The 17,462-nt window shown below is 50.9% G+C and carries 11 protein-coding genes; 6 read left to right on the forward strand and 5 right to left on the reverse strand.

Annotated features, from left to right (window positions below):
* Positions 1 to 18 precede the first annotated feature (18 nt).
* Positions 19 to 807 (reverse strand): DUF1206 domain-containing protein, encoded by a 789-nt coding sequence (locus Q4563_RS14195; RefSeq protein WP_303604915.1) that lies wholly within the window; start codon positions 805 to 807, stop codon positions 19 to 21.
* 51 nt (positions 808 to 858) lie between these two features.
* A complete protein-coding gene (locus tag Q4563_RS14200) occupies positions 859 to 1,605 on the reverse strand; it encodes a phosphatase PAP2 family protein (protein ID WP_303604916.1) in 747 nt (248 codons plus the stop codon).
* A gap of 413 nt (positions 1,606 to 2,018) precedes the next feature.
* On the opposite strand from Q4563_RS14200, the gene lysA reads away from it, so the two are divergent.
* The 5 genes from lysA (at position 2,019) to Q4563_RS14230 (ending at position 8,071) form a co-directional block, all read left to right on the forward strand.
* Positions 2,019 to 3,266: a diaminopimelate decarboxylase gene (lysA, locus tag Q4563_RS14210; protein WP_303604917.1), complete on the forward strand. Its 1,248-nt coding sequence runs from the start codon at positions 2,019 to 2,021 to the stop codon at positions 3,264 to 3,266.
* Between the two features lie 112 nt (positions 3,267 to 3,378).
* Complete coding sequence (gene dapF / locus Q4563_RS14215; protein ID WP_215975935.1) at positions 3,379 to 4,212, forward strand: diaminopimelate epimerase; 834 nt, start codon at positions 3,379 to 3,381, stop codon at positions 4,210 to 4,212.
* Positions 4,212 to 4,898, forward strand: coding sequence for a DUF484 family protein (locus Q4563_RS14220; RefSeq protein WP_303604918.1), 687 nt, complete (start codon positions 4,212 to 4,214; stop codon positions 4,896 to 4,898). The genes dapF and Q4563_RS14220 overlap by 1 nt, the downstream gene beginning before the upstream one ends.
* 13 nt (positions 4,899 to 4,911) lie before the next feature.
* Positions 4,912 to 5,832 carry a tyrosine recombinase XerC gene (gene xerC, locus Q4563_RS14225; RefSeq protein WP_215975933.1) on the forward strand — a complete coding sequence of 307 codons (921 nt, stop codon included), beginning with the start codon at positions 4,912 to 4,914 and terminating at the stop codon, positions 5,830 to 5,832.
* Between the two features lie 643 nt (positions 5,833 to 6,475).
* Entirely contained in the window at positions 6,476 to 8,071 is a 1,596-nt protein-coding gene (locus tag Q4563_RS14230) for a polysaccharide lyase 6 family protein (RefSeq protein ID WP_215975932.1), read from the forward strand.
* Between the two features lie 288 nt (positions 8,072 to 8,359).
* On the opposite strand, the gene Q4563_RS14235 is transcribed toward Q4563_RS14230, so the two are convergent.
* The 3 genes from Q4563_RS14235 to Q4563_RS14245 form a co-directional block, all read right to left on the reverse strand.
* Positions 8,360 to 9,850: a tryptophan halogenase family protein gene (locus tag Q4563_RS14235; RefSeq protein ID WP_215975931.1), complete on the reverse strand. Its 1,491-nt coding sequence runs from the start codon at positions 9,848 to 9,850 to the stop codon at positions 8,360 to 8,362.
* 161 nt (positions 9,851 to 10,011) lie between these two features.
* Positions 10,012 to 12,840, reverse strand: a complete 2,829-nt coding sequence (locus Q4563_RS14240; RefSeq protein ID WP_303604919.1) for a TonB-dependent receptor — start codon at positions 12,838 to 12,840, stop codon at positions 10,012 to 10,014.
* 392 nt (positions 12,841 to 13,232) lie between these two features.
* Positions 13,233 to 14,843 (reverse strand): alpha-glucosidase family protein, encoded by a 1,611-nt coding sequence (locus Q4563_RS14245; RefSeq protein WP_303604920.1) that lies wholly within the window; start codon positions 14,841 to 14,843, stop codon positions 13,233 to 13,235.
* Between the two features lie 220 nt (positions 14,844 to 15,063).
* On the opposite strand from Q4563_RS14245, the gene Q4563_RS14250 reads away from it, so the two are divergent.
* Positions 15,064 to 17,454, forward strand: coding sequence for a glycoside hydrolase family 15 protein (locus Q4563_RS14250; RefSeq protein WP_303604921.1), 2,391 nt, complete (start codon positions 15,064 to 15,066; stop codon positions 17,452 to 17,454).
* Positions 17,455 to 17,462: the final 8 nt, after the last annotated feature.

The following is a 17,462-nucleotide window of genomic DNA, read 5'->3' on the forward strand; positions in this document are numbered from 1 at the left end:
ATCGATTCCTTTTACACATTAATAATTGATGCGACGAAATATCATTTCCAGCAAGCTATAACAACCAAACGCGATTAATCCCGTCGCAACAACCCCTAACAGCCATGCGCCATAAGCACTATCGCGCAGCGTATTGAGCGCGTCGGCAATACCTTTAACCTCTGAGCTATGAGCCACTAGAGCGGAGCGCACTAGTATTGCACCCATTAATACCAATACCAGTCCACGCGCGACCAAACCAAAGCGGCACAGCGGCTGCATCCAAACCACCTGAGATGGGGGTAATTGCATGAACTTTTGATAGCCAGCACGCCAACCTTTCACCATATGGGCTACCCCAGCCACGGCCATGCCCACACCAACGCCCGCCAAACACCACAAACCCCACTCGCTCGACAACCACGTGGGTTGACCGCCATCACTACCGCTATCTGACAATAATAGCTTAGCGGTAAACAGAGCAAGTGCTGAGTGTATAGCGGCGCTTATCAGCAAACCCATTCGCACACCCAAGCCCTTTACCGAGGTGCCGTGGTTATCAGTATCGAGCAATGCCTGTGTTGCCCGCCAAGTAACGTATCCCACCAATCCCAGCACAAGCACCACTAATAGAATATAACCAAAAGGTTGCTCGGCTAAAGTACGAACAGCACCGCGACTATTGGTGGTTTCGCCACCAAATCCAGTGGCTGTTAGTAGCGCCAATGATCCCACTGTTAAGTACACCAGTGCACGAGCGCCGTAGCCCATACGAGCCAACATACCGATGGGTGAAAGTTTGCTCAATGTAGCAGCCTCAGCCTTCATAGTACGTCCTAATGTAAAAATACATGTCATGTTTTGTAATGCCTTTAACGCTCACGAACGAGTGTTATCCGGGCCCAATACCGCAGGACTGTCCAGCTCCGGCTCAATCTGCCCTCGGCGCTGTAACCAATTGGCCAACAACCAACAGAGCAAGGCCCAGCCGGCCCCCGCCGTCCAACCCGCCAACACATCTGTGGGCCAATGCACCCCCAAATAAAGACGACTCACACCAACGATAAACGTAATAAACAAGGCCGCCAGTAAATAGAACGCCTTTAGCCGGCGCCGTCTTTCGGCCCGGGCTAATAGCGCGCCCAGTGTCAGATAAGTAGCCGCCGCGACCATAGAATGACCGCTGGGGAAGCTCGCGGTATAGACCGCCGCACCGTGGGGAACTAAATCTGGCCGATCGCGCTGGTAGGAATCTTTCAACAGGGTGTTCACTCCAAGCGAACCCAATGATGCTACCAGCACGACTAAAGCCAAGCGCCTGCGTTGGCACAACACTAAATACCCCATCACCATTAATGTCACGAGCGTGAGCACCACATTGCCACCCAGCGCAGTAATATCACGCCCCATCTCTTCGACCCAACCGGGTCCAACCGGGTCGCTAACATCGCCCGCGGTGCGCATCATAAGCAACACACTGCGATCGATATCGTGGGTGTCGCCCTCGGTTACTTCATCGGCAATTTCGGCAAATACCCAAACGGAACCCAGCAGTGCAAACACCACAAGCAAAACCGTCAGCTCGCGGCTGCCCAACCAAGAAAAAAAACGGTTAACTCCCAACATCGGCTCAATCCTATTTGCTGTTATTCAACACTCATTAGAGCGATAGAATAAAGAGGTATAGCAAGAATAGCGCCACAGCAATGGGGCCAAGTTTAGGGGCCTGGCACACCATTGCCCGCTAGTGACGTGTAAAAGTCGGCAAATTCCTTGGTAGAGTTTGCAAAACAAAGGCTGAAAGAGCCTGAAACCGAGGGCTGAGCGGTGCAATTGTTCCCACCGGAACCGGCAGGTTATACTAGCTCCTTTGTTTGCCAACTATTAGCGACCCAATATGACTTATCTAAGGCTTTTATGCGCCACAGCACTACTTTGCTTAGGCACAGGTTGTGGTCAACAAGGTCCCCTATACCTGCCCACAGATGATAAAGCGCCTGAGCAAACGCCAGCCGACGATTAGTCCATGAGAGAAATTTATGTCCTTTTTTACCGAGTGCAGCGGTGAGCTGTATGTGGAAGATGTACGTCTAAACGATATTGCCGAACAATATGGCACCCCGGCGTATGTATACAGCCGTGCCGCGTTCACCCAACACTATTTGGCATACGCCCAAGCACTGGGCCAACACCCAGGCATGATCTGCTACGCCGTAAAGGCCAACTCCAATATTGCCCTGCTTAATTTGCTGGCTCGCTTGGGGGCAGGTTTTGATATTGTCTCAGGTGGGGAGCTAGAGCGTGTTCTTACCGCCGGTGGCGATCCCAAACGTATTGTCTTTTCCGGTGTGGGCAAAACCGCCCAAGAGATGAGAAATGCCCTCAAGGTGGGTATTTATTGCTTTAATGTCGAGTCGGAACCAGAGTTGGAGCTGCTCAGCCGCGTGGCAGAAGCCGAAGGCCTTACCGCACGTATTTCTCTGCGCGTAAACCCCGATGTCGATGCCGGCACCCATCCGTATATCTCCACCGGACTAAAAGAAAATAAGTTTGGCATTGATATTGAGCGCGCCCCCGAGGTGTACCGTCGTGCGACCGAACTGCCGGGCATTGAAGTCCACGGTGTCGACTGTCACATTGGCTCGCAATTGACAGAGCTGCCGCCATTTTTGGACGCCCTAGCTCGCCTGCTGGTGCTGATTGACAGCCTGGCCGAGCAGGGTATCAATATTCGTCACCTAGACTTAGGAGGCGGCTTGGGTGTGACCTATAAAGATGAACAGCCTCCGGCCGTTGGCGACTATATGGACGCCCTTAAAGACAAAATTGGCGACCGCAACCTGGCCTTAATGTTCGAGCCCGGTCGCTCCATTGCCGCCAACGCAGGTGTCCTCCTAACTAAAGTACTGTTTCTCAAGCCCACCGAGGCGCACAACTTCGCCATTATTGATGCCGCTATGAACGACAATATCCGTCCCGCGCTGTATCAGGCCTGGCAAGATATTCGCCCTCTCAAGCGCCGTACCGGTCACGCTTTAACCTGGGATTTGGTAGGCCCTGTGTGCGAAACTGGCGACTTTTTGGGCAAAGATCGCGACCTGGTACTGGAAGAGGGCGACAACCTTGCGGTTATGTCCGCCGGCGCCTACGGGTTTACCATGAGCTCTAACTACAATACCCGCGCCCGCGCTTGCGAGCTGCTGGTCGATGGTGACCAAGTGCACGTTATTCGCGAGCGCGAAAGCTTCGTCGATATGATTCGTGGCGAACACGTTATTGAGCAATAGTGTGCACACTGCGATACTATCGCCTTAACACATCGGCGCATTCAACATGTTGCGCCGAATTCGGGCTGCCCGAGCGGCACCCCAATCAAAGATAAGAGATTCGGACACCACTATGCGACTGCGCTTTACCAAAATGCATGGCCTCGGCAATGACTTTGTGGTCATCGACGGTATTAGCCAGAAAGTGAAACTCACCCCAGAAAAAGTGCGCCATTTGGCCGATCGCCATTTGGGTGTGGGTTGCGATCAGGTTCTGTTGGTGGAAATACCCACCAGCCCCGAGGTGGATTTTTGCTACCGCATCTTCAATGCCGACGGCAGCGAAGTGGAGAACTGCGGCAATGGCGCGCGTTGCTTCGCACGCTTTGTACGCGACCGGCGCCTGACCGGCAAACGTGACATCCGTGTACAAACCGCGGCGGGTCAAATGCTGCTAAAAGTTCAAGAAGACGAACAAATCAGTGTCGACATGGGTGTACCCATTCTGGCCCCGACCGATATCCCTTTTCAAGCCGAAAACGAAGCCGCCGACTACCCGCTGGATTTAGGTAATGGTCAGGTACTCACCATTGGTGCGATCTCTATGGGCAACCCCCATGCGGTTACCCTCGTGGACAATATCGATAGCGCGCCCGTGGCCGAGCAGGGGCCACAGGTCGAGTCACACCCACGCTTTCCCCAGCGGGTTAACGCCGGCTTTATGCAAGTGTGCAGCCGCACCGAGGTACGTTTGCGCGTCTTTGAGCGTGGGGTGGGCGAAACTCTAGCCTGCGGTACCGGCGCCTGCGCGGCAGTGGTGTCGGGTATTGTGCGCGGCTTGTTGGATAACCAAGTCACTGTTCACCTTCCTGGCGGAGACCTCGACATCCAGTGGGCAGGCATCGGCCAACCGGTTATCATGACCGGCCCGGCAACCAATGTATTTCACGGACAGGTAAAGCTCTGATGAACGAAGCCGATACGCCGCAGAGAATCAAAGCCACCGATGTCGCCCAATTTTTGGCCGACAATCCAGAGTTTTTTGTCGAACACCCAGGCTTGCTAACCGAACTGCAACTGCCCCATGACAGTGGCACCGCCGTTTCTTTGGTCGAGCGGCAGGTTTCCGTATTGCGCGATCGCAATATGGACATGCGCCACCGGCTAAGTCAATTGCTGGACAATGCGCGCGACAACGATCGCTTGTTCGACAAAACCAAGTTATTGATTCTTTCTCTGCTCGAAGCACGCGACTTGGGCGATATCATCGACGCTTTGCACTACAGCTTTAACAAAGAATTTAATATTCAGTTCACCCGAACCATATTGTTTGGCGATGTCGATAAAATTGCCGGTTCCGAAGCTCGCGTGGTTAGCATCTTCGATGCACGCGAAAACATTGGCGCCCTGCTCAAAAGCAATCGCTCGTTTTGCGGCCACCTGGACGATGCTCACAAGCAGTATATTTTTGGCGACGCCGCCAGCGAGATAGGCTCGGCCGCCACCGTTCCTCTGGTGCACGGCAATACATTCGGCTTGCTTGCCATCGGCAATCGCGACCCTAAATATTACCGCTCCAGTATGGGCACTCTCTTTTTGGCCTATATTGCCGAAGTGCTCAACCGGCTTATTCCCCCTCACCTGCCATCATAAAAGAGACATTTCCATGAGCGCACTGCCTTTTCAACAAGAGCTGAATGCGTTCTATACCTATTTGCAAACCGAGCGGCAATTATCCGACCGAACCCTTGAGGCCTATCGGCGTGACCTGATTAAATTACAGCACTTTGCCGCCGAGCGAAGCATAACCTCGGTGAATCAACTCACTACGCATGACATACGGTTAAATCTCACCGAACTGCACCGCCATGGGCTCAGTGCAAAATCGTTACAGCGCTGGCTCAGTGGGTTACGCAGCTTTTTCCGCTTTGGCATTGGGCGCGGTTGGCTGAGCAACAATCCCGCCGATGGCCTACAAACCCCCAAGGTCAGCCGGAAATTGCCCAAAACCTTAGATGTCGATCAAGCCACGCAATTTGTCGAAATAAACGGCACCGATTTTATTAGCCTGCGCGACCGAGCGCTGGTGGAATTGTTCTACTCCTCGGGATTACGTTTATCCGAGTTGGTGGGCATTAACTTGACCGACATAGATCGCATCGATGGCAGTGTTCGCGTAACGGGCAAAGGCAATAAAGAACGCAGTTTACCTGTCGGCAGTAAGGCCCTGACCGCGCTCGCGGCGTATCTACCCGTGCGAGCTCAGCACACCGACGAGGCCGAAACCGCACTGTTTATCTCCAGCCGAGGCAAACGTATTAGTCAACGCAATGTGCAACAACGGCTGCACCAAATAAGCCTGAAACAAGGCATGACGCAACCGGTGCACCCACACATGCTGCGCCACACCTTTGCCAGTCATATGCTGGAGTCCAGCTCAGACTTGCGATTGGTACAAGAACTACTGGGCCATGCCAATATATCAACCACGCAAATATACACCCACCTCGACTTCCAACATTTGGCCAAAGTATACGACAACGCTCACCCCAGAGCGCAAAAGAAAAACAAAGACTCTTCTGACTAACCGCAGAATACAAGCGCAATGAGATATTAAATTTTACGATCAACAATAAATTTTTCGTGTTTAAACCTTAACTATCATGCGCAGAAAAATTATTACGCCCGCATGATTCACACCACACCTTCATCGACGCCGAGCGAATCAATCTACGGTTCTTTCCCGGTAATTTTTTGAAGTCTGATTTCATTATCTATAAGAGTTATTGGTTGTTAGGAATTATCAATTTTTTTATCCACTACTTCTAATGCCCAATAAACTATGTGGTTTCAATAAGCTTTCATAAATAAGCGGTCTGATAGGGCCTACCGGGCGTATAAACGTTCCCTCTAGGATGCCTGGGAAGTTCCAGTTATACTAAGCTCTGCGTGGTTTTATAATCCGCCGGTGATTGAAGCGCTAACACCGGACTTACTGGTCGCGAAAGTATAAGTAGCTCAGGCCACAATAGCCCCTCATAACCAACAAGGCACTTGTCACTTACGCATATAACTTCGACCCAATTGTTAAATATTAAGCTGACAGAACATAAAATTATTAGCCATCGTTTTAATAACAAAACATCCAGACCCGCCTCTACTGAGGTGCAATCACACAAGCATTAAAAATGCCCTATTGTCCAATTTCTCAAACCTGAAGTGGAGTTTTTATGATACGAATAACAACAAACACACTCGCCGCCCTTGTACTGGCTTTGTGTTTTAGCCCGTTAGCATCTTCCAAATCTATTGTTTACGAAGGTTCCGGTGAAGAAACTTGGACCCATAAAGGCCTAGACGCTGGTGACATCGTGATTATTCCCGACGGAACCTATCACGATTTAAAAATCAACGTACAGGGTCGAGGTGAGCAATCTAAGCCAATCATTTTAAGAGCGCAGACCCCTGGCAAAGTTGTTTTAACCGGTGCTTCTTGGATTCGCTACTGGGGATATTATATTGTGGTAGACGGATTTGATTTTCAAGATGTTAACTACTCCACCTATAAAAACAAAATACGCCCCATCATTGCCAACCGCAGAGCAGGCTCTAGTAGTGGTGAATCGAAAGACATGTGTAAAGCGTGCGTGTTGCAGCGGGTAAGAATCGACAACGAAACCCCAGAAGGGGCTCAAAATGAATACAAGTGGATTGAAATTTATGGTTACAATAATGTCATTCGATATAACTATTTTGGCGCCAAAAAATCCGACAGCCGTGTACTGCAAGTCCAGCTAAAACACGCCAATAACGAAGAACTTCCCGTCTCGCACCTAATTACCCGCAATTACTTTGCCTCTCGCAATGCAGGAAAAACCATCGGCAACGGTGGTGAGGCTTTGCTAATTGGCGAATCCAAAATGCAGCATGTGGTTGCTAAAGTACTGGTTGAAAACAATCTTTTTTATGATGCCGCGATTAAAGGTGAACCGGAAGTTATTTCCAACAAATCCTCTGACAACACCTTCCGTCACAACACCATCCGAAACACATCCGCAGGCCTGACCCTACGACACGGAGATAAAAATACTGTCGCCTATAACTGGTTCTTCCAGGCGGGTGAAGAAGGTACCGCCGGTATACGTATGATTGGAGACGACAACCAAGCTATTAACAACTACATGGACAGCGTTGCCGGCGGCGGCAAATCTTCCCCGTACCGCCCCGCTCTTGGCTTGCCTGCCGCTTACTCAAAAAAGGACGACGAAGCCAATATTAATGGCTACCAACTCAGCGAGCGACCGGTGATAAAAAACAACACCGTTATCCGCTCTGCGCAACCGGTGATGCTATCAACGTGGTATGACCGCGGGAAGCTCAGCATGACGCGCCCGCCCAAGCAGATTACCTTTGTCGACAACCTTGTATTCCAGATGGATGTACAGCCTTCGGATGCGAATTGGGTAAAAGGGCTCGCCATCAGTGCTGACTTCAATCCAGAGTCAGAGTACGGCAACGAACACGGGACCGACAAAGCGGAATACGCCCCAAGTTTTACTAGCATTAAAGGCAATATAACCGATGGACGAGTCTCACCAGCGTTGAAAAACGGGATTACAGAAAACTCCAAAAAAACATTAACCGGTTGCGATGCATTTGGTACTGGCGATATGGTTTATGAACAACTTGACGGCGCTGGCGCCGATTTATCGTTGATGACTGCACCGCTGGTTTGGAGCGACAAAGTAAAATCCCCACGACTGGGCCCGGACTGGCTAAATCCGAACTGGAATGATAATCCTAAAACATATACACCCTGTGAGTAATTGTATTATCCGGCTCTAGTCTATTTCATAATCATTATCACCGCGTCCAGTGGGGCGCGGTTAAAATATCTGGATTGAAATCAAAAAAAAAGCGCAGCCAAAGCCGCGCCCAATCGTAATGAAAAGCGTCATGTATAAAAGCACGTTAACTCAATACTTCCATCTAACCCGAACTATGCCCATATCCAGGTTATTGCTTGAGAGAACATTATCAGATTAATACGTATACCCACCTCTCTCAAGAGACTACATACGTATTCATTGACGATGAAAGCACTGTATACGTATTCACTGCCGGGTATAGCGATCAATAAACTCATCGTGAGCCAGCATCTTCTTAACCGCCGCCGATTTAAGCTGATGCGTCTGCTGAAAAAACGCTTGTAACTGGGTTTTATCGAGCCGTTCGGCAAGAGGGTGATAATCTCGCGGCACTAACCCTTGCCCCAGCATAACCTGCAGCCAAGAGGACTCGGCAAATAAATCCTGATCGTCGCGAATCAATACACCTTGAGCAGTAAACGCCTGGATTTTCTGCTGCAATGCATCAGGTAACGGCAAGCTTTGCATTTGCCGCCAAAAATCACAATCACTGCGGTTATTCTGCGTGTAATGTAAAATAAGGAAGTCCCGTACCTGCTCGTACTCTCGCTTCGACTCTTTATTAAACCGAGCTACCACATCGGACTGAATCCCCTGGTGAGGAAAATAGCGCAACAAGCGCACGATTGCCGATTGAATTAAGTGAATACTGGTTGACTCCAATGGCTCCAGAAAACCGCTCGCCAAACCGACGCCAATCACATTCTTTTGCCACTGCTGCCGCGCCCTGCCCGTGCGAAAACGATTAATTCTTGGCTCGGCCAGTGCGGTTGACTCCAGATTGTTTAGCAAGGTCTGTGTTGCCTGATCATCGCTCATAAAACGTGAGCAATAAACCAGTCCATTACCGTTGCGGTGCTGCAAAGGTATACGCCACTGCCAACCCGCCTCGCGCGCTATGGAACGGGTGTAGGGCAAGGTTTGCTCAAACCGCTCCGAGGGAACAGACACTGCCGTGTCGCAGGGCAGCCAATGACTCCAGTCATCAAAACCCACCCCTAACGCCTTTTGCAACAATAAGGCTCGAAAGCCACTGGCGTCGATATAGAGGTCCGCCGCAATTTTTTGACCACTGTCGAGTAATAGTTGCTCTACCGCGCCGGAGTCCGGGTTTAGCAACACATCACGCACCAGGCCTTCTTGGCGCACCACCCCTAAGCCCTCACTGATTTTGCGCAAGTACTGGCCGTACAGTGATGCATCAAAATGATAAGCGTAAGGCATGTCCAGCCGCGCATCTTCGGTTTGCAACTTGGAAAACTTACCGGCACTGGCCGCCAGGTAATTTAAATCGTAATGCCACAAACTTTTCGTATCAGACCATTGACTCGCTCGACACCAGTAATGATGGAACTGACAAAACGCACTGCTTTGACCGGCGGCACCAAAAGTGTGAAAGTAGCTTTGCCCTTGGCGATGCCAATTTTCGAATTGTATTGCCAGTTTTAGTGTGGCTTTGGTTTCGCGTAAAAACTCAGCCTCATCCAAACCGAGCACGCTGTTAACATGCTGAATGGGTGGAATCGTCGCCTCACCCACCCCCACCGTTGCAATTTGATCTGACTCGATTAGGGTAATATCTACTACAGAGCCAAGGACTTTTTTAAGTAACGCGGCGCTCATCCAACCGGCGGTGCCACCGCCAACAATGACCACTTTTTCTACCGTTTTCTGCACTCCGACACTCCACTTATAAATAGTACCCCAAAAAACTATTAAATTTCCGGGCGCTGCTGGCTCTATCGGCCATTCATTATTATCCGTCACAAACAAAAAAGGATGCTCTTTCGAGCATCCTTTTAAGTACATCTAAGCATAGTAAAAATTCATAGAGTTGCTTAGAACTTATAGTTCAAACCTAACAGGTAATTAGCGCCAAAGCTCTGATACTGCGTAATCTGACGAGAGTCACCTTCATTGAACTGCACGGTATCTTCGTCGGTCAGGTTTTGCGCCTGCAAAGTCACAGTTAAACCTTGCAGTGACTCAATACCAGACTCACTGAAGTTGTAGCCGATTTGTGCATCCCACAACTCCGAACCCTGACTGCGAGTATCCACCAAGGATAGGCTCTGGCCGCGCGTCTCAGTGAGGTATTCCGAACGTTTGCGACCGCTGACACGGAACTCGAAACCACCGCGCTCATAATAAGCTGTCAACTGGAAAATTTCTTCCGACAATCCCGGTACGTCGCCACCATCATCTAACTCACCGTCATTGTAAGTGGCGCTGGCGAGCAGACCAAAACCATCCAGCGTTTCACTAAACAAATGAAAAGGCAGACTCGCTTGTAGTTCAACACCGCTCACTTCACCGGTTAAACCATCTTCTCGATTGGTTACGATGCCTTCAAATAAAGCAGGCCCTTCTCCAGTGTTGGCACTTTGGTGATAGCCGGGAATATAGTAAGGCGTAAAATCAGATACGGTCTCGCCTTCTCGGTGCCAGTTCACCAAATCTTTGTAAAATACAGCGGCGCCGAACATACCATCGGCGGCGAAGTACCACTCGTAAGAAAGGTCATATTGATTTGCCTCTAAAGGGCGCAATTCGGGGTTGCCCGAACTACCGCTCCAGGGGCTGTTATTGATATCGGAAGTCTCCAGAATCTGTGCATCGTTAAATGAGAACGTGACCGTTGTATTAGGACGCATATCATCCATACGCGGACGGCTAATGGTTTTTGCCGCGGCGAAGCGCAGGGTATGATCTTCTGCTAAGCGGAAGTTCAGATTCATACTGGGCAGAACTTTATCATAACTGTCGCCACCGCTGACCGGTGTCGCCAATACATACAAGTCTGGCCCGGTAAAAGAACTGAAACCGGAGGACATCTGTTCGGTATCAACATACTGCACACCGATATTACCGGTCATTTCTACGGAGCCAAGTTCAGCGTACAAATCGGCCATTGCGTAAACGGTGGTAATTTCTTCATCGACCGTATAAGTATCACCCTCACGACCGGTCTCTAACTCCTCAGCCGCCGTTTCGGTGTAATAGCCGCTGTTGTATAGGCTAATAGCATCGTAGGCCACCATATTACCTAAGCCAATAAAATCCAGATTGGCACTGCCCACGTAATACTCTTCTGGAATTGGACCATCGCTTGGCCAGGTCGGAGCCGTCAGAAATGCACCCTGGTTGATTTTGGTTTTTGACCGGTCGGAGTAATTAATACCCACTTCCAGACCACTCACCACACCCCAATCAACTTCACCATTTAGCGTTAAGCGAAAGCTGTCCAGAGACTCATCAAAATCGGGGTTATTAACAAAACCATCCTGAGCGCTGACATAGTTCAATGGCTGGCCATCGCTGGCTTGAAAGTCTTGCACCGGCGCCAATGAACCGCCCCACGCCTGAGGCCCGGCAAGGCGAACTTGGTCGGGGTCAGACAAATCTGGCGCTGACAGGCTCGGGTGGGCACTGTACATAACGCCGGTATCGGTCATGGTCCAGGCGCGTGGGGTCAAGGCTCCCTGAGTCGCCGACTGGGCACGCCCCACACCTGAATAACTTTCAATATTGGTAATGGTTTTACTGACTTCACCGATAGAAGCATCGAACGCCAGGCTCCAATCATCAGTAATCGCAAACTCAACATTGGCCCCCACGGTGGTTAACTCGGCATCTTTGCGCTCGGCGTCATTGCGAATTACGCTGTGAAAACCGTCGTAATAACCCGTGGTAACCAGGCCATTATCCAAACCTGTAACCGTGTAATCGCCCGTACCCCACTCGGCACCACCCTCTTCCAGCCCGCGAAATACTTTGTCTTCACGAAAGTCGATATAGAGCGCGTCTACGGTGATACTCAAACGCTCACTCGGCTCGTACTGGACAACACCAGCAATCGACTCACGCTCCATAAGCCCCGAGCGCACAAACGAGTCGTGACCGCCCAAAATGACTTCATCACCGGTCAGGGTAATACCATTTTCTACCGCTGCATCCGGGTTTACATTGGCATAACCCCAACCGCGAAAATACTCTTCCTGGCTGGGTGATTCCATAGAAGCCAGAGAAACAGAAACACCTAGAGTTTCATCGGCAAAAGAGTCGGAGTAAGTGAATGCCAGTCGATGGCCGCTATCGTCAAAATCCGGGTTGGCTGATTCTTTACCGTTTTGCTCGAAGTTAGCATTAAATGCGACGATGCGGTCGTTATCCAGCGGACGGATCGTACGCATATCCACCGTACCACCCACACCTTGGGTCATTAAGCTGGCTTCCGGTGTTTTATACACAACCACCTGATTAATGATCTCTGCAGGGTAAAGGTCGTACTCCACACCGCGATTATCGCCCATACCCAACAGTTCACGGCCATTGAGTGTGGTGCCTACATAGTTCTCATTAAAACCACGTACCGACAAGCCGCTGGTGCGTCCGTCGCGACGCTCACCGGCCAAGCCGGGCAAGCGGGCCAGTGACTCGGCAATACTGGTATCGGGTAGTTTACCGATATCCTCAGCCGTCAACGCTTCGGTTACCGAGGTCGATTCGCGCTTAATAGCCTGGGATTGCTGAATTACGGAGCGAAAGCCCTGTACCACAACTTCTTCGAGCATCTCATCGCCCTGAGCATAGACATTGGCCGAGCCTGCGGCCATCGTCAGCATGGGCAGAAGTGCCAGGGTGGGGTTGAACTTACGTTTTATCATTTTGGTGTCCTCTCGCCGGGAGATCTAATTTATTGTTCTGTGTAGGAGATTTCTACTGTCAATATAAAGTGTGTGGCTCAGTAGTCTCTGTTGTTTAATACTAGTTGGACACCCACCCCCGAACAATACACTGCATACGTATTCAATAGCTAACAGTGGCGTGATTACATACGTATTCATTTGTCAGTCAGACCACACGGCATTTTTGCGGCTTTTTGATCGGCCATATGACGCCCATAAGCCTTTCCCACAGTGTACTAAAAAGTGACAACTTGAAGATTTTGAAGAAAGAATGAGGCCGATTGGCAGGAAGATTTATTGAAGTTGATTGCAGGGATTTTCAATAAGCGGCTGCCGGCGTTGCACTCGACAGCCGCTCGATGTTTAATCGGCTAGCATTGCAGAAAACTTGCCCCAAATTCTGGCAACATAAGCTTATTGCCTGTCAATTTAAAATCAAACCCGTGCCCTGTTAGCGCCTGATTAGAATCATCTGGTAAGGTCACTTCGCAAGATTCTTCACTAAAATTAAAACAGCAAAGGACTCGCTCGCCAGCAAAGGTTCGATAAAAGCTCAGAACATTCTTATTCAGATCAACAAATTCAATATCGCCATAGCGAAGTGAATTTTGCTCCTTACGCCATTGGGTAAAACGCTGATACGCGTTTAACACAGAGCTCTGATTTTTAATTTGCCGAGCAACATTGCGCCTGCGGTGCTCTTCTACTACCGGCAACCAGGGCTCAACACTAGAAAAACCGCCGTGCTCAGTATCATCCCAAGGCATAGGTGTGCGGCAGCCATCCCGGCCCTTAAAGCGCGGCCAAAAGGTGATGCCATACGGATCCTGCAGCTGTTCAAGTGTGAGGGAGACTTCGGGCAAACCCAGCTCTTCACCTTGGTAGGAGCAGACACTTCCGCGCAGAGAAAACAACATTGCGTTAACCATTTTGGCCAAGGCATCACCGGCTTTAGCGCCCCCCCAACGCGACACAACACGTGCCACATCGTGGTTGCCCACCGCCCAACACGGCCAACCTTCAGCCAGCTTGGACTCCAGAGTCGAAACCGTATCGCGAATATACTGCGGAGAAAAATCGTCGGTTAGCAACTCGAAGCTGTAAGTCATGTGCAGCTTGTCGTTGCCGCGGCTGTAGTCAGCCATGGTTTGCAGCGAATTTTCAGAAGAGATTTCGCCCAAGCTAACAATTTGATCGTAGCGATCAAACAACGCGCGCAGCTTTTGCAAAAACTGCAGGTTTTCCGGTTGCGTTTTATCGTAAATATGGCGCTGGAAAGCGTAGGGGTTATCTTCACTAAAACCACGCCCCTCTCGCTCATCAACAGGCTTGGCCGGATTCGAGCGGAGGCTTTTATCGTGAAAACAAAAATTAATAGCATCCAGCCGGAAGCCATCGACACCGCGCTGCAACCAAAACTCGACTTCGTCAAGCATTTGCGCTTGCACTTCGATGCAGTGGTAATTCAAATCCGGCTGTGATTTGAGAAAATTATGTAAATAATATTGCCCGCGACGCGGCTCCCACTCCCAAGCGCTGCCACCAAAAATGGCCAGCCAATTATTAGGGGGGGTACCGTCTTCGCTAGGGTCCGCCCAGACATACCAGTCCGATTTTTCGTTATCGCGGCTTTCCCGGCTTTGCTGAAACCACGCGTGCTGATCGGAGGTATGACTCAACACCTGATCAATCATCACTTTAAGGCCGCGCGCGTGAGCTTGTTGAATAAGCTCATCTATATCATTTAGGGTTCCAAACAATGGGTCTACATCGCGATAATCACTGATGTCGTACCCGAAGTCTTTCATCGGCGAGCGAAAAAAGGGGGAGACCCAAATGGCATCCACCCCGAGCGATGCGATATAGTCCAATCGATTAATAATACCCGGAAGATCACCCACGCCGTCGCCATTAGCGTCCATCAAAGAGCGTGGATACACCTGATAGATTATGGCGCCTCGCCACCAGGGTTGCTGTTGCATAAAAAATCCTCTGCCAGATCCACTCACCGGTGTGCCTGCGCTTTGTTATTGTCAGTTGTTACCTACCTTGCAATAAAGATTAGTTCACTACGACTTTTGCACGCAACACACTGCATACGTATGCAGCCCTGCAAAGTCATTGAATACGTATGTAATTTATTGAGAGCCGCGATAACGTCTATTATTGTGTGAAGCTATCCCCTATGAATAAGAGATAATAATGATGTTACATCGCGCAATGACAACAACACTGGCTCTGCTCGGCGCCTGCTCGTTGGTAGCCTGTCAGGGTCCCGACCCTAAGCCTTCAGCAGCCGGACAAACAACTGCCCACGGCGCACCTGGCGCTAGCCCCACCTGGGCCTACTCGGGCAAAACCGGTATTGGCACCAGTTACGAGCAGTATCACCAGGGCGCTTACAGCGATAAGGCCGCAACGGGTGCAGTATCTCGGGTGTGGTTTTCCGTTGCGCAGGGCGTACTGACAGAAACCATAGCAGGGCTGATTCATGAAGCCCAAATCAGGGACTCACAATTTGTTATCACCGGCGATAACTTTACCGACCTAGAATCGGAAGATACTCTGAGCGACATTCAGTATCTGCACACCGACAGTCAAGACCGCCCCCTATCACTGGCCTATAAAATCATCAACCGAGATGTAGAAGGGCGCTACACCATAGAAAAGTTTCTGGTCACAGACCCTTCCCACAACACCCTATTACAACGCGTACGCTTTACCGCACACGAACCTAACATTCAGGCCCATCTGGTCACCAACCCTCATATCGCCAATACCGGCACCGGTGATCGCGCCTGGGTAGCCGATCAAATTGCCTACGCGCAAGAGGGCGACTCCGCCATGGCCCTAGTCGGCCCCCAAAACGCCAAACTTGCTGTTGGTTTTGTGGGTGAGTCCGACCTGCCAACCGACATGCTAAATGGCCAGCAGGACTGGCACTTTACCGACACCGGCAGTACACCGGGCAACGTCAGTATCAGCCAGAGCCTGAAAGCTCCGGATGGCGAAACTATTGTATGGGATTTTGCCTATGGTTTTGGCGACTCACCCAAAACCGCTGCGGCCAGCGCCCAAAACACATTAGTCCGCGGCTTTGACGAGGTGCTCGCTCACTATAATGGCGAGGGTGATTACATTGGCTGGCAAGACTATATCGCCAGCCTACAACCACTGGATCGGCTTGCCGAAAGCGCTACCGACGGCGGCGAACTCGCCTATGCCAGCGCGCTGGTATTAAAAGCTCAGGAAGATAAAACCCACGCTGGGGCGCTGATTGCCTCTTTATCGAACCCCTGGGGCGATGTGGTTGCCGCTACCGAGCCCTCTACTGGTTATAAAGCCGTGTGGCCGCGCGACTTCTACCAAGTTGCTATGGCTTTTTTAGCGCTAGGTGACACCCAAACACCCAAAGTCGCGTTTGAATATCTCAGTCAAGTTCAAGCCGGCTCCAATACCCCCGGCTACACTGGTGCCCCCGGCTGGTTTTTGCAGAAAACCCATGTCGATGGCACACTCGAGTGGTACGCCGTTCAGTTAGACCAAACGGCCATGCCCATTATGCTGGGCTGGAAGCTCTGGCAAGCGGATGTATTGTCCGACGCCGAAGCCAAGCACTGGTACAACCAGATGTTAAAACCAGCGGCGCAGTTTCTTAGCCACGGTGGCGACATTGCCCTAGGCTGGAATACCACCACCATTACCCCACCGTTTACCCAACAAGAAAGGTGGGAAGAGCAAGCCGGGCACTCGCCTTCAACCACCGCAGCCACCATTGCCGGGTTAGTCACCGCCGCCGAATTTGCCCAGGCATTTGGCAACAGTAACGAAGCTGAGCTGTTTTTAGCCAAGGCTGACGAGTATCGCGCTGCACTCGAAGCCCGCGCGTTTACCACCCGGGGCACCTTGCCTCCCGACGGCCAGTATTACCTGCGCATCAACAGCAACGAAGACCCTAACGACCAGAGCCTTTTAACCGAACGCAATGGGCAAATTGCGCTCAACGAGAGCGATATCGTCGATCCGGGGTTTTTAGAGCTCGTGCGATACGGCGTACACTCCGCCAGTTTTGGTCCCATCCGCGAATCATTAAATGAAGTGGATAACACCGACCTGCCCGAGTTTTTGCAAGTGAAGTACGACTTCCCCGCCGGCGAACACACTTATGTTGGCTGGCGCCGCTACGGAGGGGATGGCTACGGCGAGCGCACCGGCAACGGCGCAGGCTACGGCGAAAACGGCCAAAATCACAGCGATCAACGCGGCCGGGTATGGCCTTTTTTAACCGGCGAGCGCGCTCATTATGAACTGGCACACAACAACCAGCAGGGTGACGGTAAAATACAAACGCTAAAAGATCAGTATGTCGCCAGCATGGAATTTTTTGCCAATGAAGGGCTTATGCTGCCCGAACAAGTCTGGGACGGCGTAGGCAGTAACCAAGTTTATGGCTACGAGATGGGCCAGGGTACTAATTCCGCCACACCCCTGGCCTGGACCCATGCCGAATACATTAAACTGCTGCGCTCACTCAGCGACGGTCAAGTGTGGGACTACTATCCACCGGTAGGCGAGCGCTATCAAAACCCCTAACGCTTTAC

This window comes from Gilvimarinus sp. 1_MG-2023, assembly GCF_030548285.1.